The 19854-nt window shown below is 67.3% G+C and carries 9 protein-coding genes; 2 read left to right on the top strand and 7 right to left on the bottom strand.

Features of this window, described 5'->3' with window-relative positions; genetic code table 11:
* Positions 1-5: 5 nt before the first annotated feature.
* The 7 genes from glgC to LH400_RS19570 form a co-directional block, all read right to left on the bottom strand.
* Entirely contained in the window at positions 6-1277 is a 1272-nt protein-coding gene (gene glgC, locus LH400_RS19600) for a glucose-1-phosphate adenylyltransferase (protein WP_229154856.1), read from the bottom strand.
* 177 nt (positions 1278-1454) lie between these two features.
* The gene (locus LH400_RS19595; protein ID WP_229154854.1) at positions 1455-3953 is read right to left on the bottom strand and encodes a glycogen/starch/alpha-glucan phosphorylase; all 2499 of its coding nucleotides are present in this window, start codon (positions 3951-3953) and stop codon (positions 1455-1457) included.
* Positions 3953-5602 (bottom strand): glucose-6-phosphate isomerase, encoded by a 1650-nt coding sequence (gene pgi / locus LH400_RS19590; RefSeq protein WP_370638438.1) that lies wholly within the window; start codon positions 5600-5602, stop codon positions 3953-3955. Before pgi ends, LH400_RS19595 begins: the two co-directional genes overlap by 1 nt.
* Before the next feature lie 192 nt (positions 5603-5794).
* A complete protein-coding gene (locus LH400_RS19585) occupies positions 5795-7156 on the bottom strand; it encodes an NAD-dependent succinate-semialdehyde dehydrogenase (protein WP_229154851.1) in 1362 nt (453 codons plus the stop codon).
* A 244-nt stretch (positions 7157-7400) separates the two neighbouring features.
* The gene (locus LH400_RS19580) at positions 7401-7640 is read right to left on the bottom strand and encodes a hypothetical protein (protein WP_229154849.1); all 240 of its coding nucleotides are present in this window, start codon (positions 7638-7640) and stop codon (positions 7401-7403) included.
* Between the two features lie 209 nt (positions 7641-7849).
* On the bottom strand, positions 7850-14422 hold the full coding sequence (locus LH400_RS19575; protein WP_229154847.1) for a translocation/assembly module TamB domain-containing protein: 6573 nt from the start codon (positions 14420-14422) through the stop codon (positions 7850-7852).
* Positions 14422-16383, bottom strand: coding sequence for an autotransporter assembly complex protein TamA (locus LH400_RS19570; protein WP_370638435.1), 1962 nt, complete (start codon positions 16381-16383; stop codon positions 14422-14424). The genes LH400_RS19575 and LH400_RS19570 overlap by 1 nt, the downstream gene beginning before the upstream one ends.
* A 509-nt stretch (positions 16384-16892) precedes the next feature.
* Here LH400_RS19570 and LH400_RS19565 point away from each other — a divergent pair.
* Positions 16893-17381: a (2Fe-2S)-binding protein gene (locus LH400_RS19565; RefSeq protein WP_229154844.1), complete on the top strand. Its 489-nt coding sequence runs from the start codon at positions 16893-16895 to the stop codon at positions 17379-17381.
* A gap of 87 nt (positions 17382-17468) precedes the next feature.
* Positions 17469-19814, top strand: a complete 2346-nt coding sequence (locus LH400_RS19560) for a xanthine dehydrogenase family protein molybdopterin-binding subunit (protein WP_229154843.1) — start codon at positions 17469-17471, stop codon at positions 19812-19814.
* Positions 19815-19854: the final 40 nt, after the last annotated feature.

The following is a 19854-nucleotide window of genomic DNA, read 5'->3' as shown; positions in this document are numbered from 1 at the left end:
GGGCATCAATAGGTCAGCCTGTCGATCATCGGCTTGGTCACGAGACAGATGCCGCTCGCCGTCCGCCGGAAGCGTTTGGCGTCGAGCTCGGGATCTTCGCCGATGACCAGCCCGTCCGGGATCTGGACGCCGCGATCGATGACCGCGTGGGAGATCCGCGCGTGGCGCCCGATATGGGTGTAGGGCAGGGCGACGGTGTGGTCGAGCATCGAGTAGGAGCGCATCCTGACGCCGGTGAACAGGAGCGAACTCTTGAGCGAGCCGCCGGAGATGATGCAGTCGCCGGAAACAAGCGACGAGATCGCCATGCCCCGGCGCCCCTCCTCGTCATGCACGAATTTGGCGGGCGGTACGATCTCGGCATAGGTCCAGATCGGCCAGTCGCGGTCGTAGATGTCGAGCGGCGGAACGACGTCGGTGAGGTCGATATTGGCCTGCCAGTAGGCGTCGACCGTTCCCACGTCGCGCCAGTAGGCCTCTCCGGTCGGCTCGGCCGCCGAACGCACGACCGATCGCGAGAAGCGGTGGGCGAAGGCCCTGCCATGGCGCACGATGTGCGGGATGATGTCCTTGCCGAAGTCGCGCTGCGAGCCGGTGTCGGCGGCGTCTCGCCGCAACTGGTCCATCAGGAAGTTGGTCTCGAAGACGTAGATGCCCATCGAGGCAAGGGCCTCGTCGGGCCGGCCGGGGATCGACGGCGGATCCTTCGGCTTCTCGACGAAGTCGGTGATCTGGTAGTTCTCGTCGACATGCATCACGCCGAAGGCGGTCGCCTCCATCCGCGGGACCTCGAGACAGCCGACGGTCACGTCCGCGCCGGTATCGACATGCTGCTGGAGCATGATCTCGTAGTCCATCTTGTAGACGTGGTCGCCTGCCAGGATGACGATGTAGCGCGGCGCGTAGCTCTCGATGATGTCGATGTTCTGATAGACCGCGTCCGCCGTGCCGGCATACCACTGGTCTTCCGAGACGCGCTGGCTCGCGGGCAGGATGTCGAAGCTCTCGTTGCGGCCCGGCCTCAGGAAGTTCCAGCCGTTCTGGAGGTGCCGGATCAGGCTGTGCGCCTTGTACTGGGTGGCCACGCCCAGCCGGCGGATACCGGAATTGATCGCGTTGGACAGCGCGAAGTCGATGATCCGCGTCTTGCCACCGAAATAGACCGCCGGCTTGGCGCGCGCGTCGGTCAGTTCCATCAGCCGGCTGCCGCGGCCCCCGGCCAGGACATAGGCCATGGTGTCGCGGGCGAGCGGGGCGACGGGTCGATTGTCGGGCATGAATTCCTCCCAGCATGACGCGGGGCGCCTCCGGTGAGACCCGGCGTTCCCGGGCTCGCGGAGATTGGACTGGTTGGTATTCGCGCCCGCTTCAGAGAGGCTGATTTAGGCGGGCGAAGTCAAGCTTCCACTACGCTGTAAACTTCGCCCGATCACCTGCGCCGGTACAGGTGGTTCTCAGCTCCTGCGCCCCGGTCCCGCATGCCAGATGTCGCGGGCATATTCGCGGATCGAGCGGTCGGAGGAGAACCAGCCCATGCGCGCGGTGTTGTGGACAGCCTTTGCCTGCCACTCGTCCTGCCGGGTCCACAGGTCGTCGAGGGTGCGCTGGGTGTCCCAATAGGCCTGGAAGTCCGCGCAGATCATCCACCAGTCGTTGTTGTAGAGGTTGGAGACGAGCTGGTGATAGCGGGCGGGGTTCTCAGGCGAGAACAGGCCCGAGGAGATCGCCGCCAGGGCCTCGCGCAGCATCGGCAGACCCTCGATGATCGAGCGGCCGGAATGCGCCTCGCGCCGACGCTGCGCCACCTGTTCCGCGGTGAGGCCGAAGATGAAGATGTTCTCCTCGCCGACATGCTCCAGCATCTCGACATTGGCGCCGTCGAGCGTGCCGATCGTGAGCGCACCGTTGAGCGCGAACTTCATGTTGCCGGTGCCCGAGGCTTCGAGGCCCGCCGTGGAGATCTGCTCGGAGAGGTCGGCCGCCGGCATGATGATCTCGGCCAGGCTGACATTGTAGTTGGGGATGAAGACGACCTTCAGGAGATTGCGCACCGCCGGATCGGAATTGATCAGCCGGGCGACGTCGTTGGCCAGGTGGATGATCTCCTTGGCCTGGACGTAGCTCGGGGCCGCCTTGCCGGCGAAGATCTTCACCCGGGGCACCCAGTTGCGCTCGGGATGGGCCCGCATCTGGTCGTAAAGGGCGATCGCCTCGATGATGTTCAGGAACTGGCGCTTGTACTCGTGGATGCGCTTCACCTGAATGTCGAAGATCGCGTCCGGATTGACCTTGATCGCCATGCGATCGGAGATCACCCCGGCAAGGCGCATCTTGTTCTCACGCTTGATCGCCGCGAAGCGTTCGCGGAAAGCGGAATCATCCGCCAGTCTGTCGGCGTCCTTGATCTTCTCGATATCGTCGAGGAAGCCCGGACCGATCGCGTCGATCAGGAGGTCGGTGAGGCCGGGATTGGCCTCCATCAGCCAGCGCCGCGGGGTGACGCCGTTGGTCTTGTTCTGGATCCGGTCGGGATAGAGCTGGTGGAGATCGTGGAACACGGTCTCCTTCATCAACTCGGTATGCAGGGCGGAGACGCCGTTGACCGCATGGCTCCCGACGAAGGCGAGCTGGCCCATGCGAACGCGCCGGCCATTGCCCTCGTCGATCAGCGAGATCGCTTCGATCCGGCCGCCGTCGAAGCCCTTTTCCTGGGCTGCCTGCCGGATGATGTCGGCATTGATGGCATAGATGATCTGCATCTGGCGGGGCAGGAGCCGCTCGAACAGATGGATCGGCCAATGCTCAAGCGCTTCGGGCAGAAGCGTGTGGTTGGTGTAGCTGAAGGTCCGGCGGGTGACGTCCCAGGCGACGTCCCAGTCGAAGCCGTGAACGTCGATCAGAAGCCGCATCAGCTCCGCGACCGAAACCGCCGGATGAGTGTCGTTGAGCTGGATCGCGACCTTGTCGGCGAGGTTGGTGAGGTCGTCGTTCTCCGCCAGATGCCGGCGGATGATGTCCTGCAGCGAGGCCGAGGAGAAGAAATACTCCTGGCGCAGCCGCAGCTCCTGGCCAGCCTGGTGGGAATCGGCCGGATAGAGGACGCGGGTGATCGCCTCGGCCTTGTTCGATTCCACGAGTGCGCCGATGTGATCGCCGGAATTGAAGGCGTCGAGCAGGATCGGATCGAGCGCCTGAGCGCTCCAGAGCCGCAGCGTGTTCACCTGCGAGCCGCGCCAGCCGGTGATTGGCGTGTCGAAGGCGACGGCCAGGACGCGCTCGGCCGGGCGCCAGACCTGACGCGGCTCGTTCGTGCCGTTCTCCTGCAGGGTCACCTTGCCGCCGAAGCCGATTTCATAGGTGGCGTCGCGCCGCTCGAACTCCCAGGGATTGCCGTGGACCAGCCAGCTTTCGGGCAGCTCCACCTGGGCGCCGTCGGCGATTTCCTGGCGGAAGAAGCCGTGGACGTAGCGGATGCCGTAGCCATAGCCGGGCACGCCGGTCGAGGCCATGGATTCCATGAAGCAGGCGGCAAGCCGGCCGAGGCCGCCATTGCCGAGCGCGGCGTCGGGTTCCAGCAGCTCGATAATGTCGAGCTCGACGCCGTAGCGCGACAGCGCCTCGCGGATCGGCTGGTTCAGCTGCAGATTGTTGATCGCGTCGCGCAGGAGGCGGCCGATCAGGAACTCCATGGAAAGGTAGTAGACCCGCTTGTCGCTGCTCTCTTCGGCCTTGTCGAGCGAATCGAACCAGTGCTCCATGATCCGGTCGCGCACCACGAGCGTCGTGGCGCGGAGCCAATCATACTTGCGCGCCCGCGACGGGCTGCGCCCGATCGAATAGGTGAGCTTCTCGACGATCTGCTGGGCCAGCGTCTCCGGATCGTTCCGGCGGGGCTCGGGCCTCGGGGCGCCGTGGGTCCCGGCTGCGACTTCCGACTTCTGCGTGGCGGACATTACGTACCCCTCAAATGTCTGATAGTCGCGACGAGGCCTTGCGTCGAGCTGTCCCGGCCCTCCGCGGACGCTTCTCCGGTCACGACCGGCAGGAGCCCGGTCGCGAGTTCCTTGCCGAGTTCGACGCCCCACTGGTCGAATGCGTTGATTCCGTAAAGCTGCGCCTCGACGAAGACGCGGTGCTCGTAGAGCGCGATCAGGCGGCCGAGGGTTGCAGGGTCGAGCGTGCGATAGAGGATGGTGATCGAGGGCCGGTTGCCGGGAAAGACCCGGTGCGGCGCGATCCGCTCGGCATCGCCCGGCGAGCGGCCCGCTGCGAGGAGCTGCTCGCGTGCTTCCTCGAGCGTGCGGCCCTTCATCAGCGCCTCGCTCTGGGCAAGGCAATTGGCGAGGAGAAGGTCCTGATGCACCTTCATCTCGGCCGGCTCGTGTGCGATCGCGCCCGCCAGGAACTCGACCGGCACGACGTCCGTGCCCTGATGGAGAAGCTGGAAGAAAGCGTGCTGACCGTTGGTGCCAGGCTCTCCCCAGGCCACGGGGCCGCTGATCGGGACCGGCTCGCCATCGAGGCCGACGCGCTTGCCGTTCGATTCCATGTCGAGCTGCTGGAGATAGGCCGGGAAGCGGGCGAGCCTTTGGTCGTAGGGGATGATCGCCCGCGTCGGGTAGTTCATCGCGGCGCGGTGCCACCAGCCGATAAGGCCGAGCAGCACCGGCAGGTTCTCGCCGAGCGGCGCGGTCCTGAAGTGCTGGTCGATCTCGCGGGCGCCGGCGAGGAAGTCGGAGAACCGCTCCGAACCGATCGCGATCATCAGCGGCAGGCCGATCGCCGACCAGATCGAATAGCGACCGCCGACCCAGTCCCAGAAGCCGAAGACCCGCTCCTTGGGAATGCCGAAGGCGGCGACCTTGTCGACCGCCGTCGAAACGGCGGCGAAATGCGATCCGACCGCGTCCTCGCCGAGGGCGCCTGCGATCCACCGCCTGGCGGTCGCGGCATTCGTCATCGTCTCGATCGTTGTGAAGGTCTTCGAGGCGACGATGACCAGCGTCGTGGCCGGCGTCAGCTTGGCCAACGTGTCGGCGATATGGGCGCCGTCAACATTGGAGACGAAGTGCGTCCGCGGGCCGTCGTGATAGGGCTCGAGCGCCAGCGTCGCCATGGCCGGCCCGAGGTCGGAGCCGCCGATGCCGATGTTGACGACGTCGGTGATCGCCTCGCCGGTGGCGCCGACGATCTCGCCGGACCGGATGCGCGAGGAGAAGGCGCCCATCGCCTTCAGGACTTCCATGACGTCGCCGCTGACGGGGTCGTTGCCGGCCCGGTACCCGTCGGCGGGCTCGCCGCGCAGCGCGACGTGGAGCACGGATCGGTTCTCGGTCTCGTTGATCCGGGCACCCGAGAACATCGCGTCGCGCTTTTCCTCGACCTGCCGTTCGCGGGCCAGTTCGAGAAGCGCACTTCGGACGCCAGCGTCGATCGACGTCTTGGAATAGTCGAGGACGATTTCGCCGAAGCGGGCGGAGAATTCCTCGAACCGGCGCGGATTGTCCCCAAACAGAGCGCGGATCCCGCGTTCGCCGGCCGTTCGGGCCGCCGCTTCGAGACGGGTTGCAGCGCCTGCCTCGGGGCTCGCGCTATGGTCGATACTGCTCATCGGCATTCATTCCCTCGAAGTCGACGGATCAAGACACGCATGCCGAGCCCTCGAAGCCGAGGATCGGCGACGTGCTGCGATCACGCCGGCCATTCGCCTGTATGCCGCCGATTCGGGCAGGCGGCAAGTCTGCCCTGGTTTTGATCGCGGGCCGCCGCCGACGCCCGCTTTCCGGCCGGCAGGTCAGTCGATCGTCACCGTCTTGATGTTCATGAAAGCGTGGATGCCTTCGCGGGACAGCTCACGCCCATAGCCGGAGCGCTTGACGCCGCCGAAGGGCAGGCGTGGATCCGAGGCCGTCATACGGTTGATATGCGTGCCGCCCTGATCGAGATCGCGGACGAACCGCTGCTGCTCGGCCGGATCGTTGGTGAAGACGGCGCCGCCGAGCCCGAAATCGGAATCGTTGGCGAGCGCGATCGCCTCGTCGATCGACTTCACCTTGAAGAAGATCGCGCAGGGGCCGAACAGCTCCTCCCGAAAGGCAGGCGCGTCAGGCGTGACCTCGGCGAGGATCGACGGCTTGAAGAAGAAGCCGGGACCGTCGATCGGTTCGCCGCCGGTGACGAGGCGCGAGCCGGCCTTCACCGAGCGCTCGATCTGGCCGGAGAGATCCTCGACCGAGGATGCCATGGCGAGCGGGCCCATGTCGGTGTCCTCCGCCATGGGGTCGCCGACCTTCATGGCTTCGACCGCCTCGCGGTAGCGTCCGAGATAGTCGTCATAGACGTCGGCATGGACGATGAAGCGCTTGGCGGCGATGCAGCTCTGGCCGTTGTTCTGCATGCGGGCGGTGACGCCGACGCTGGTCGCCTTTTTCAGATCGGCCGAGGGCATGACGATGAACGGGTCGGAGCCGCCGAGTTCGAGGACGGTGGTCTTGATCTCCGATCCGGCGGTGGAGGCAACCGCAGAGCCCGCGCCTTCGCTGCCGGTGAGGGTTGCGGCGCGGATGCGCCGGTCGCGCAGAATTCCCTCGACCTTCTTCGAGGAGATCAGGAGCGTCTGGAAGACACCCTGCGGCGCGTCTGCCGCAAGCATCACCTTCTCGATCTCGAGCGCGCACTGGCTGACGTTCGAGGCGTGCTTCAGGATCCCGACATTGCCTGCCATGACCGCCGGCGCGATGAAGCGGAAGCACTGCCAGTAGGGGAAGTTCCAGGGCATGACGGCCAGCACCGGGCCGATCGGCAGATAGGCGACGAAGTTCTTGCCGGCCGGGCCGTCGCGGATTTCGTCGGCGATCATCGACGGGCCGTGATCGGCATAGTAGCGGCAGCCGAGAGCGCATTTCTCGACCTCCGACACTGCCTCCTTGTAGCGCTTGCCCATTTCGGCGGTGGCGATGCGGGCAAGCTCGTCCTTGCGGCGCTCGAGTTCGTCGGCGACGCGGTGGAGAAGTGCGGCTCGCCGCTCGATCGGGCTCTGCCGCCAGTCGGCGAAGGCGGCCTCGGCATTTTCCAGCGCCCGCTCGATGTCCTGGTCGGTGTGCTCGGCGAACTCTTCGATCGTTTCGCCCGTCGCCGGGTTGATGCTCTTGGGCATCGTGCGTTTCCTTCCTGGCTTTTCCGTCCGTCGCCCGTGTCCAGAGGGCGCCTCGTCCGGCGCCAATTAGGCCGGCATCGGGCAAGCGACAGGGCTCCGGGCGGCTTTGGCGCCGCCTACGCGGCGCGCCGGTCTTTTCGCCCTGCTTCTATCGCAGGCGCGGCGCCCGGCAAGATCTTTGGCGACCGAATCGAAAAGGGCCCGGACCGCCGAGCGGTCCGGGCCCTTCCGGCCTCATCTTCGATCAGAACCGCCCGGCGGCGAGGCGCTCCATCGCGTCGTCGAGCGAAGCATGCGTCTCCTTCACTGCCGGCGCATTGGGCTCGTTGTGGAGGATATGCGTGAGGGAGGACTTCCACTCGCTCAGGATGTCGCTCTTCTCCGAGTCGGACAGCTTGTCGCTCTTCAAAACCGCCTCAGGGCTGTCGAACGTGCCGTGCTTCGGGTGATCGAACCGTGCGAGCTTCATAGCTTCTGTGACCATGGGAAAACCTCCTGTTGAAAACCGTGGCCGTCTCCTCTGCGTGGAGGATCGGCTCGTCGCGGCCGCGCGCAATGCTGGGCGGCTTCGGCGCTCGAAATGCCAACGCGCGGAGGTCCGGAAAGGTTCAGCGGAGATGCGCCGGCGGGCGGCGGAAGCCGGTCCCGCCGAGCCGCTCCGGCCATGTCATGGCGGGCGACCCGGACGGGATCTCAGAACTCGCCTTCGTAGAACACGCCGACCTCGCCGCCGCCACTCGAGGTGACGGCGCCGCGGGCCTTCAGCCCGCCGCCGAGCTTCAGGTCGAGCGACACCCGTCCGGTCGAATCGACGCCGAGATAGGTGTTGTCGTTCAGGTATTTTCCGACGCCGACCGCGGTCTGGCCGTCGGAGGTCGTCTTGATGTCGAGATCGTCGACGCCGAGCTGAGAGCGCAGATTGTCGAGGAGCCCGGTCGAGCCGCCGACGCCGGCGAGCGTCGCCGCGGCTTCTGCCAGCTGCGCGATCTGCAGCGGCGAGAGGTCCGACGTACCCTGGCCGAAGATCAGCCGCGCCAGTACTTCGTCCTGCGGCAGCGCCGGATTGGACGAGAAGGTGAAGCTCGGATCGGTCGCTGGGCCCGTGACGGCGATATAGACCGTGGTGTTGTCCACCGTCGATTCGGCGAGAAGATCGAGGGTCGGCACCAGCCCGCCGGTGAAGGTCAGCCGGCCGCGGGTGAAGTCGAGGCGCCGCGCCAGGATCTGGAACCGGCCGCGCTGCAGGTCGAAACCGCCGACGATATTCGGATTGGCGGCCGAGCCGGTGATGTCGATCGACCCGCCGAGCACGATGTCGAGGCCGCGGCCGCGCACGAAGACGCGGTTGGGTGCGTTGAAGGTGAGATCGAGATTGATGCCGCCGCCGGCGCTGGCGCCCTGTCCGCGGTTCGGGTTGATCTCTCGCTGCTGCTTGAGAACCGCGGGCCGCGCATTGCGGTGGGTGACGTCGATTCGGGCGAGCGAACTCGGCAGGTTTTCAGGCACGATGATGTCGATCTCCTCGGCATTGATCGTGCCGGAGAGGAGCGGCGTGCCGAGCAGGGGGCCGGTCAGTTTGAGATCGGCGCCCAGCCTGGCGGCGATCAGCTCGCCGTCATTGTAGCGCCCGTTGACCAGACGGATTGACAGGTCGGCGGGGAACTGGCCGGTGAGAGCGACCGTGCCCCCGACGCTCAACGTGCCGCCGGAGGAGAGCTGCGCGGTGAAGTCCTGGATCGTCGCGGTCTGGCCGCTGAGCGCGATCGTCGTGGTAATGTCGTTGAGCGCGATGTTGAAATTGGTGTCGACGAGCTGCGCCCCGGCGGTCGAGATCGTGCCGTTGACGTTCGGCTGCGACAACGGCCCGGTCACCCGCGCGTCGAGCCGCACCGTGCCCTGGATCGAGCGGCCGCCCGCGGCGAGGATCGGGTTCGCGACCGAGAGGGGGGCGGTGCCGTTGACCGCGAGGTCGAGGCTGGGCGTTCCGGCGAGGCTCACCGAGCCCGAGGCGGAGAGGTCGATGCCGCCCGCGCCGGTGACCCTGGTGTCGGTCGTGACCCGCCGGTTGGCGTATTGGCCGCTGGTCGTGATCGCGAGCGCGCCGACGCCGGCGTCCCGGGTCTGCTGGATGGAGACGCCGTTCGCCTGGATGTCGTAGGTGACGGAGGGGTTCGTCGGCGCTCCCGTCGCGCGCAGGGTCCCGTTGATCGTGCCCTGTGGCGCGAGACCGCCCGCGGCAGATCCCGCGATCGAAGCCGGCAGGCCGTCGATCCTGGCGGTGAGGTCGAGGGCGCTCGCGCCGGCCGTGCCAGTGACCGCGATGCTTCCGCCGCCGACCCGGACATCGGCGTTGGCAAGGGTCAGCGTGCCGTTCTGGTAGCGTCCGGACGCCTTGGCGTCGACCGGCGGCGCGCCCGCAGCGCGGCCCTGCGCGACCGAGACGTTCGACGCCGTGATGTCGAAGCTCGCATCCGGGCTCGACAGCGAGCCCTTGGCGCTCGCCGTGCCCGAGAGGGTCCCTTGCGCCCCGAGGCCGTCGACGAAGCCGTTCGCAAGACCGATCGGCAGCTGCTTCAGGGTCACCGCAAGGTCGAGCGACTGGCCGACGGTACCAGAGGCCTGCAGCGAGCCATTGCCGACGACGACCTCGCCATTGGCGATGGTGGCGGTGCCGTTCTGATAGGAGCCGGCGATGTCGACCGACAGCGGAGCGACGCCCGACTGGGCGATCTGGCGCGTGGTGATGCCGGTGCCCGTGAGGGTGAAGTCGGCCTGGGGATCGGACAGCGAACCGGTCGCCCGGCCGGAGCCAGAGATCGTGCCCCGCGCGTCGAGATCTGGAACGAAGCCGTTGGCGATGCCGACAGGGAGGTCCTTCAGGCTGAGGTCGAGGTCGAGCGTCTGCCCGACGGTCCCGGAGGCCGAGAGCGAGCCGTCACCGACGGTGACCTCGGCGTTCCGGATCGTTGCGGTCCCGTTCTGGTAGGAGCCGGCGGCATCGAGCGAGAGCGGCGCGACACCCGACTGAGCGATCTCTTTCGTCGTTATGCCGGTGCCGGTGAGGCTGAACGTCGCCTGCGGATCGGAGAGCGAGCCGGTCGCCTTGGCATCGCCGGAGATTGTGCCGGTGGCCCCGAGGTCGGGCAGGTATCCGTTGACGAGGCCGACCGGCAGGTCGCGCAGCGTCGCGGTCAGGTCGAGCGACTGGCCGATCGTGCCGGAGGTCGTGAGGCGGCCGTCGCCGACTTTGAGATTGGCCTCCTCGATCGTCGCGATCCGGTCCGCATAGGAGCCGGCGACGTCGAGCGACAGGGGCGCGATGCCGGACTGGGCGATCTGCTTCGTGGTGATCCCCGAGCCGTCGACACTGAACGTTGCCTCAGGGTCGGACAGCGAGCCCGTTGCCTTGGCATTGCCGGAGATCGTGCCCGTCGCGCCGAGATTCGGCAGGTAGCCGTTGACGAGGCCGACTGGCAGTTGGTCGAGCGACAGGGTGAGGTCGAGGTTCTGGCCGACCGTGCCGTTGGCGGTGAGAGAGCCGTCGCCGACCGTGACCTTGGCCGACTGGAGCGTCAGCGTCTGGTCCGCAACGCTGCCGGAGGCGGTGAGGTCGAGAGGCTCGATGCCGCTCTTCTCGATGCCGACGGCGGTGATGCCCGAGCCGGAAAGGTCGAAGGTCGCGTTCGGGTTGGAGATCGGGCCGCTCGCCTTCGCCGTTCCCGAGATCGTGCCGGAGGCACCGAGCCCATCGACGAAGCCGTTGGCGAGGCCAACCGGGATCTGGTTTGCCTTGACCGAGACGTCGAGCGTCTGCCCGATCTGGCCGGTCGCCGTCAGCGAGCCGTCGCCGACATCGACGACCGCCGTCTCGAGGTTGGCGGTGCCCTTCTCATAGGAGCCGGCAAGGCGCAGATTAAGCGGCGCGGTGCCGGACTGGGCGATCTGGCGCGTCGTGATGTTCTGGCCGCTGAGGTCGAACTGCGCGGTCGGCTCAGTGAGCATTCCGCTGGCACTCGCCGTTCCCGAAATCGTCCCCGAGGCCTGGAGACCCTCGACGAAGCCGTTGGCGAGGCCGACCGGCAGCGCGTTGGCGCTGACGTCGACGTCTAGCGTCTTGCCGATCGTGCCGGAGGCGGTGAGCGATCCGTCGCCGACGGCGATGTTCGCCTGGCTGAGCGTGACGGTCTCGTTCGCATAGGAGCCGGCGACGTCGAGCGAAAGCGGCTCAATGCCGGCCTTGGCGATCTTCGTAGCCGTGATTTCGCGCCCTTCGACGTTGAAGGTGGCGGCGGGATCAGCCCGCGGACCGGTGACGGTCGCCTTGCCGGAGATCGTGCCGGAGGCGTCGAGGCCGGAGACGAAGCCGTTGGCGAGCGCCATGGGGACGTCGTTCAGATTGGCGGTGAGATCATAGGTTTCGCCCACCGAGCCGGACGCGGTCAGTGAACCGGAGCCGAGGTCGAGCCGGGCGGTGTCGAGCGTCAGCGCGTCGTTCCGATAGCTGCCGGACACGGTTCCGTCGATCGGCGGGACATTGGCGCTGCGCGATTGCGCCACCGCGACGCTGTCGGCCGTAATGTCGAAGGTGGCATCGGGACTGGCGGGCGTGCCGGTGACGCGCGCCGTGCCGCTGAGCGTGCCGGCGGCCGCTAGGTCCGGCACGAATGGGTTGGCCACCGCCGCAGGAACCGAGGTGAGGTCGAGGGCGAGGTCGAGCGTCTCTCCCGCGCCGCCTGAGAGCTGGACACTGCCGCCGCCGACCGACAGCGTCAGACCGGAAAGGGTCGTGGTGCCGTTTGCGAGCCGGATCGTCGCCGGGTCGGGCAGCGTGATCGCAGCGTCCGGGATGTCGGCAGAGAGGCGCGAGAGGGTGATCTCGGTCGCCTGTCCGGGGAAGGTGACGGTGCCGGCCAGCGCCACCGGAACATCGTTCACCGCGGCATCGACGGTGATGCCGATGCCGGGAGCGGCATCAGTGAGCGCGATCTGGAGATCGCGCACTGCAAGGCTGGACGCGTCGATGGCCGACGCCGTGATCGTGCCCGTGGGCGTCGTCGTGCCGAGATAGTCGGCGACGGCGACGTCGACCTTGACGCCCGTGAGCGTGTTGCCGGAGACGCTGAGCCGGTTGCCGGTGAGGGTGACGGCGGCGTTCGGCTGGCCGCCGTCCGACACGGTGAGGTCGACGGAGCCGTTGAGGTCCCCCGCCGCCTCGACGCCGCCGAGCGCCGCGAGCGATTCGAGGTCCTCGACCGCGACATCCAGATTGCCGGTCGGCAGGAAGGACGGGGTCAGCGTGAGCGCGCCGGTGATGGCGTTCGGCCCCTGGCGCAGGACGAGGTCGCTGACCCGATAACGGCCATCGTCGAGCGAGGACAGCTGCGCACTCGCCTGCAAGGGCTGTCCGTTCAGACTGCCCGAGGCGTTGAGCGAAGCCGAGAGCGCCTCCGGATCGAGCGTGCCCTTGGCGTTGACCGTCAGGCCGGAAAGCTGTTGTCCGTTGACCGCTAGCCCGTCGCCATTCACCGTCAGCTCGACGTTCGGCTTGGCGACCGGGCCGTTCGCGGCAAGCGTGAAGCTTGCCGCTCCGGCGAGGGAGGGACTGGCGCGGCTGGCGTCCTTCAGCGTCCCGGAAATATTCGCCGAGACGGTCTGGTCGGGCGCAAGCGCGGCGTTGCCGGACAGCGTGAGGTTGGGAGCGGTGACGGAGAGGCTCTGCGCGGAGATCGTCCCGTCCTGCGCGCGGGCCACTTGGCCGGAGAGTTCGATGCTGTCGCCGGCGGTCGGGGCCAGCGCGTCGGCAAGCGCCGCGGTGCGGGTCTGCGCATTCAGGCCGAGATCGAAGGTGGAGAAGTCGAGCGCCGCACTGCCTTCAGCGCTTGCCGAGGCGGTGTCGGTTGCGACCTTGCTGGAAACGATCGTCAGCCCGGACCCGGTCAGCGCACCGTCCAGCGTGATCTTCACCGGGCCGGACAGGATGTTCGCGACGACCCCGTCCGGCGCCGAGGCCGAAGCGGCGGTCGCCTGGAGGGTGAACGGGCCGGTCGCGGCATTGATGTCGAAGCCCGTGCTCTTCACGCTCGCGTCGAGGCTCTGCGCCGCGTAGTCGCCGAAGCGGGCGCTCGGCACCGAAGCGGTCGCGGTCAGCTCGGCATTGGCGAACGCGCCGGCGAGCGAGGCCTGAAGATTTTCCAGCGACACGCTGCCGGCATTCGGTGCGGCCCCGAACTCGTACCGGATCGGCGAGCCGTCGCGCGAGGTGAGCTTGACCGAGAAATCGTTCGCCGACCCGTTCGGATCGAGCGTGCCAGACGCCGTCACCGAGACCGCGTCGGAGGTGAGGGATCCCTGTTCGATCCGGTAGGTGCCGTCCCCGGCGACGAGAATCTGGGCATCGAGATTGGCGCCGCCGGCGAGATAGCGCTGATATTCGGCGGGCGCGAAGCGGGCGGCGGCGACCGAAAGCGAGGCGGACACACGGCGGCCGGAATCGACCGCGTCCACCCGCGCGGTGAGGCTCGCGGCCTGCTCGCCGCCGACCGTAAGCGCTCCGTTCGCCATGAAGTTCGACAGCGGACCGGAGCCGTTGACCGTCAGATCGATCGCGGGCCGGTCGGGAATGTTCAGGAGCGTTGCGACGAGGCCGCCCCGCGGCTCGCTGGCCTTGATGTCCACCTTCAGCTGGTTCTCGTCCGGGGCATAGGCGAGGTCGAGAGCGATCTGGCCGGGTTGGTCGAGACGATTGATGTTTGCGTTCAGGCTGAGCGCGGTCGGATCGGCGGCAAGCTTCAGGCTCGCCTTGGCGCTGAGCCGCGCCCTCGTCCCGGCGATCGCCTCGCCGAGAATGAACTCGTCGATCGACAGATTGTCGATATTGGCAGTGAGCGAGGGCAGCGAGGAGCCGCCGCCGCTGCTCTGCGGCTGGCCGACCGGGAGCCGGTCGAGAACGATCTGGCCGGCGGTGAGATTGTCGATGTTGACATTGGATCGCACCAGCGAGAGCGGCGACCAGTCCATCGCGAGATTGCTGGCGGTCAGGAAGACGCCCTGCGGGTCGGAGACGGTCACCTTCTCGATCCGGACATTGCCGCTGAGCGCGCCGGACAGGCCGTCGATCTTCACCGTCATCGTGTCGGTCGACAGGAAGCTCTCCAGCTGGCTTGCCACGAAGCCCTGCGCCGCAGCCGGATGGACCGGCGCCAGCGACAGGAAAGACCCGGCGATGACGGCGAGAAGAAGCGCGGCGAGGCTTCGCACTGAGGTCATCAGAAGGCCTGTCCGATTCCGGCGTAGATCTGGTAGCCCGCGTCGCGCGGCCCTTTGTCGAGCGGCACGGCGACGTCGATGCGGATCGGGCCGAAGCTCGTCAGGTAGCGGGCGCCGACGCCGGCCCCGAGCTTGAAGTTGGAAAAGTCCGGCACGAGGTCGGTCGAGACCGTCCCGGCGTCGACGAAGGGGACGATCTGAATCGTGTCGGTGATGCCTATCCGCGCCTCGAACGACGCTTCGAACAGCGACAATCCGCCGGTCGGGGTGTCGGTGAAGTCCTCGTTGTAGCCTGAGCCGGGCGGGACGAAGGAGGGGAAGTAGGGTCCGATCGACTGGAACTCGTAGCCGCGCACCGATCCGCCGCCGCCGGAATAGAAGCGCCGGTCGTTCGGGACGTCGAGGACGTCGGCGCCGAAGATCGTGCCGTACGCGAGGCGGCCGGCAAGGACGATGCGGTCCGAATCCGTCAGCGACAGGTAGCTGCGCCCGTCGAGCCCGGTCTTCACGAAGGGCGTGCCGGTGTTGAAGCCGTAGCTTGGCTCGGCCAGCGCCTGGAATAAGAAGCCTTCGGTCGGGTTCAGCTCCTTGTCGCGGCTGTCGAAGGTGTAGGTGATCGGCAGCGAGGCGATCGTATAGTCGCGCGTGCCGAGATAGTCGGTGATCTCTTCGTATTCGCCGCGCAGCGTCGCCTTCACGGTCTGCTGCGGGTCGATCTGGTACTCGACGCCGCTGGTGACCGCATAGCTCGTGCGGTCGTAGGCGAGCGGCTGTTCGCGCTTGATCTCGAGCGAGCCGATATAGACCGAGTCGGGGCCGAGCACGCCGGGCTTCTTGAACACGAGGGAGCCGGAATAGTCCGGCCCGTCGATCGGGCGGGGCGAATCGGCGAGGGTGGTCGCGCCGATGCGCGAGATCGCCGCGTCGAGGCGGATCGACTCGGCCCGGCCGAAGAGGTTGCGATAGCCGACATAGCCCGTCGCCCCGGCGCCCTCGGTGTTGGAGTAGGTCGCGCCGACGCCGTAGAAGCCGAACTTGCGTTCGCCGACCTCGATCTGCACCGGCAGCGTGCCGTCCGGCGCCTGCGCCTTGGCTTCCTTGACCGTGACCGAGGAGAAGACGCCGAGCTTCAACAGTCGCTGGCGCGCCTGGTCGAGCTCTTCCGGAGAGAACACCTCGTCCGCCTTGATGCCGGCCATATAGGCGACAAAGCCGGGGTCGACCGCCTCCGTCCCTTCGACCCAGGTCTCGCCGAAGGGCACGGGATTGCCCGGCGAGATTTCCGCCATGTAGTCGAGCCGGTCGGTCCTGGCGTCGGCGACGATGTCGCGATTGGTGACGGCGACGAAGGGCCGGCCTTGCGCGCGCAGCTTTCGGAACATCTTCGCCTCGGCGTCGAGGACGTCGGCCGAGCCGGCGCTGCCGCCGGGCTTCAGGCCGTATTCCGCCGGATCGACAGGCACGCCGTTGGCGGAGACGTCGACCCGGCCGAGCGTGTAGCGCGGGCCGGGCGTGATGCGGATCGAAACCGGCACCGGACGAGCCGAGAAGGTTGCGTCCGGCTTGAGGTCGGCGATGTTCCGGCCTTCGATGAAGATGTCCACCAGCCCGTCATAGCGGGCGTTCTCGAACAGCGCGGCGACGAGGCGCTTGCGATCGTTCTTGGCCTTGGACAGGAGGCCGAGGGAGCCGGAGACAGGCTTGTCCTCGTCGGAGATCAACGTCGAGGCCGAGGTCAGCGTGTCGGCGAGCCCGTCATCGTCCGGCGCGGGCGCGACGCTGATCGTGGCGGTGTAGTTGACGGGGTCGATGACCGCCTCGGCCGGATCGTCGCTGCCGAAGAACGTCATTCCGAACAGCTCGAACGCGCCCGCGGGGGCGGCGACGCAGACGGTCGAGACGATCGCCGCGGCGGTGACGAGCTTGGCGGATTGACGGGCTCTCGATTGCAAACGCTTCACATCCCATGGCCGTGCGAACACCCGGGGGGCGCGTCGGCCGCCGGCATAACCGGACGGCGCGGCGGGCGATCATCGCGCTTGGTCATCCCCCCTCGCAGGTCGGCCGTAGCATGCCGCTAAAATGCTGAATGACAACTATACAGGCTGGCGATTCCCTGAGCAGACGCCGGTAAGCCGTCACAAACCAAGGCCATTGTGCCGGTCCGGCCACAGAGCCTCGTCGCCGGTGAGACATGCTGCCGCAGTCCCGGCGTCGCGGAGGAGGGCTTGTCCGAAGGTCCAATATCCAGCCTGCTGGAACCTTTCCAATATGGCGGCGAGGCGGGGCGTCCGGAGACCTTTTGCGGTGCCGATTCTGGAAAGGTTCTGAAAAGCGCTTGATGGGCGAGGCTGAGCGGGGCAATCTCGCGCCGGCTGTGCCGGGCGATGAAAAGCACCGGCGGCATCATTCCAGGCGGCCGTGCGAGCGGCAACCCGCGCCCGTCGATTTAGCGTTTGGGGAGGATTTCATGACGGAAGTGACGATCAAGGTGAACGGCCGCGAGATGAAGGGATCGGTCGAGGACCGCACCCTGCTCGTCGAGTTCCTGCGGGACAATCTCGGCCTCACCGGCACGCATGTCGGCTGCGACACCTCGCAGTGCGGCGCCTGCGTCGTGCACGTGGACGGCAAGGCGGTGAAGTCCTGCACCATGCTTGCGGTGCAGGCCTCGGGCTCGGAGGTCATGACGATCGAGGGTCTGGCGAACGGCACCGAGCTGCACCCCGTTCAGGCGGCCTTCCGCGAGCATCACGGCCTGCAGTGCGGCTTCTGCACCCCGGGCATGATCATGACCGCGGTCGACATGATCAACCGCCACGGCTCCTCTTTGACCGAGCATGACGTGCGCGAGCAGCTCGACGGCAATATCTGCCGCTGCACGGGCTACCACAACATCGTCAAGGCGATCCTTGCGGCGGCGGGCGCCTCTGGCCCGCAGCAAATCGCGGCCGAATAGGCCGGTTCCGGCATCGCCGAAGGGTGGTTCCGACGCCGGCCTGATGGCTGGCGCGCCGCCCGATCCGAAAACTGGGAGGTTTCGACTATGGGTGTTGAAGGCATCGGCGCAAAGGTTCTGCGCAAGGAAGACCGGCGGTTCATCACCGGCCGCGGCCGTTATGTGGACGACATGAGCGTCCCCGGCATGAAGTATGCGGCTTTCGTGCGCTCGCCGCACGCGCACGCCAAGATCACCGGGATCGACACGACGACCGCCGAGGGCATGCCCGGCGTCATCGCGGTGCTCAACGGCACCCAGCTGCAGGGCGACGGCATCGGCAATCTGATCTGCGGCTGGGCGGTGTCGTCGAAGGACGGCACGCCGATGAGGATGGGTGCCTATCCGGCGCTGGCCTCCGATACCGTGCGCTATGTCGGCCAGCCGCTGGCGGTGGTCGTCGCCGAGACCAAGTCCCAGGCCCGCGATGCGGCCGAAGCCGTCGAGGTTTCCTACGAGGAGCTGCCGGCGGTGATCCATGCCACCGATGCGCTGAAGGAAGGCGCGCCGCAGCTTCATCCCGAGGCGCCCGGCAACCTGATCTTCGACTGGGAAATCGGCGACAAGGCCGCGACCGACGAGGCCTTCGCCAAGGCCGCGCACGTCACCAAGATCCACATCCACAACAACCGCCTGGTGCCGAACCCGATGGAGCCGCGCGCCGCGCTCGGCCATTACGATCCGGCCGAGGACCACTACACCTGCTGGACGACGTCGCAGAACCCGCATGTCGCGCGGCTGGTGATGAGCGCCTTCTATAACGTCGCGCCCGAGCACAAGCTGCGTGTCATCGCTCCGGATGTCGGCGGGGGCTTCGGCTCCAAGATCTACATCTATCCCGAAGAGATCGTCTGCCTGTGGGCCTCGAAGCGGGCCGGCGTTCCGGTCAAGTGGACGTCGGATCGCACCGAGGCCTTCCTCACCGACGCGCATGGCCGCGACCACGAGACGGATGTCGAGCTGGCGCTCGACGCCGACAACAAGATCCTGGCGCTGAAGGTCGACACGATCGCCAATCTCGGTGCCTACATGTCGCTCTTCTCGTCCTCGGTGCCGACTTATCTCTACGCGACGCTCCTGTCGGGCCAGTACGACATCCCGGCGATCCACGCCAATGTGCGCACCGTCTACACCAACACCGTGCCGGTCGACGCCTATCGCGGCGCCGGGCGGCCGGAGGCGACCTATGTCCTGGAGCGCACGATGGAGACGGCGGCCCGCGAACTCGGCGTCTCGCCGGCCGAGTTCCGCCGCAAGAACTTCATCCGCTCCTTCCCGCATCAGACGCCGGTGATCATGGCCTATGACACCGGCGACTTCGAGGCCTCGCTGAACGCCGGCATGCAGGAGGCCGACGTGTCCGGTTTCGAGGCGCGGCGCCAGGAGGCGGCTTCCCGCGGCAAGCTGCGCGGGCTCGGCATGAGCTGCTACATCGAGGCCTGCGGCATCGCGCCGTCGAAGGCGGTGGGTTCGCTCGGCGCCGGCGTCGGCCTGTGGGAATCGGCCGAGGTGCGGGTCAATCCGGTCGGCACGATCGAGATCCTCACCGGCTCGCACAGCCACGGCCAGGGCCATGAGACGACCTTCGCCCAGCTCGTCGCCGAGCGCTTCGGCCTGCCCGTCGACAACGTCTCGATCGTCCATGGCGACACCGACAAGGTGCAGTTCGGCATGGGCACCTACGGCTCGCGCTCCGGCGCGGTCGGCATGTCGGCGATCCACAAGGCGCTCGACAAGGTCGAGGCCAAGGCCAAGAAGATCGCCGCCCATCTGCTCGAGGCCGACGAGGGCGACATCGTCATCGAGAATGGCGAGGTCAAGGTCGCCGGCACCGACAAGAAGCTCGGCTGGCACGAGGTCTGCCTCGGCGCCTATACTGGTCACAACCTGCCGGACGGCATGGAGCCGGGGCTGAAGGAGGGGGCGTTCTACGACCCGACCAACTTCACCTTCCCCGCCGGCTGCTACATCTGCGAGGTCGAAGTGGACCCGGAGACGGGCACGACCGAGATCGTCCAGTTCGTCGCGGCGGACGATTTCGGCCGGGTCATCAACCCGATGATCGTCGAGGGCCAGGTGCATGGCGGCCTTGCGCAGGGCATCGGACAGGCGCTGCTCGAGGGCGCCTATTACGACGAGACCGGCCAGCTGGTGACGGCGTCCTACATGGACTACGCCATGCCCCGCGCCTGGGACCTGCCGATGTTCAAGGTCTCGACCACCGAGACGATCTGCCCCGGCAATCCGCTCGGCATGAAGGGCTGCGGCGAGGCCGGTGCGATCGGCTCGCCGCCGGCAGTCATCAACGCCATCACCGACGCGATCGGCAACAACGAGCTGGCCATGCCGGCGACGCCGGAAAAGGTCTGGAAGGCGATCCGCGCCGTGAGCTGAGGCGATCGTCCGCCGCTCCGGGCCGCACGGTCCGGGGCGG

The organism is Jiella soli (assembly GCF_020615385.1).
Lineage (GTDB): Bacteria > Pseudomonadota > Alphaproteobacteria > Rhizobiales > Rhizobiaceae > VKMB-3413.
Note: the sequence above shows the minus strand (reverse complement) of the source record. Positions and strands in the feature narration are given on the sequence as shown.

Excerpts from the sequence above, each read along its gene's own strand:
- LH400_RS19595 (WP_229154854.1), bottom strand. The coding sequence starts at position 3,953 with ATGTCCGCCACGCAGAAGTCGGAAGTCGCAGCCGGGACCCACGGCGCC.
- glgC (WP_229154856.1), bottom strand. The coding sequence starts at position 1,277 with ATGCCCGACAATCGACCCGTCGCCCCGCTCGCCCGCGACACCATGGCC.
- LH400_RS19560 (WP_229154843.1), top strand. The coding sequence starts at position 17,469 with ATGGGTGTTGAAGGCATCGGCGCAAAGGTTCTGCGCAAGGAAGACCGG.
- LH400_RS19565 (WP_229154844.1), top strand. The coding sequence starts at position 16,893 with ATGACGGAAGTGACGATCAAGGTGAACGGCCGCGAGATGAAGGGATCG.
- LH400_RS19575 (WP_229154847.1), bottom strand. The coding sequence starts at position 14,422 with ATGACCTCAGTGCGAAGCCTCGCCGCGCTTCTTCTCGCCGTCATCGCC.
- LH400_RS19580 (WP_229154849.1), bottom strand. The coding sequence starts at position 7,640 with ATGGTCACAGAAGCTATGAAGCTCGCACGGTTCGATCACCCGAAGCAC.
- LH400_RS19585 (WP_229154851.1), bottom strand. The coding sequence starts at position 7,156 with ATGCCCAAGAGCATCAACCCGGCGACGGGCGAAACGATCGAAGAGTTC.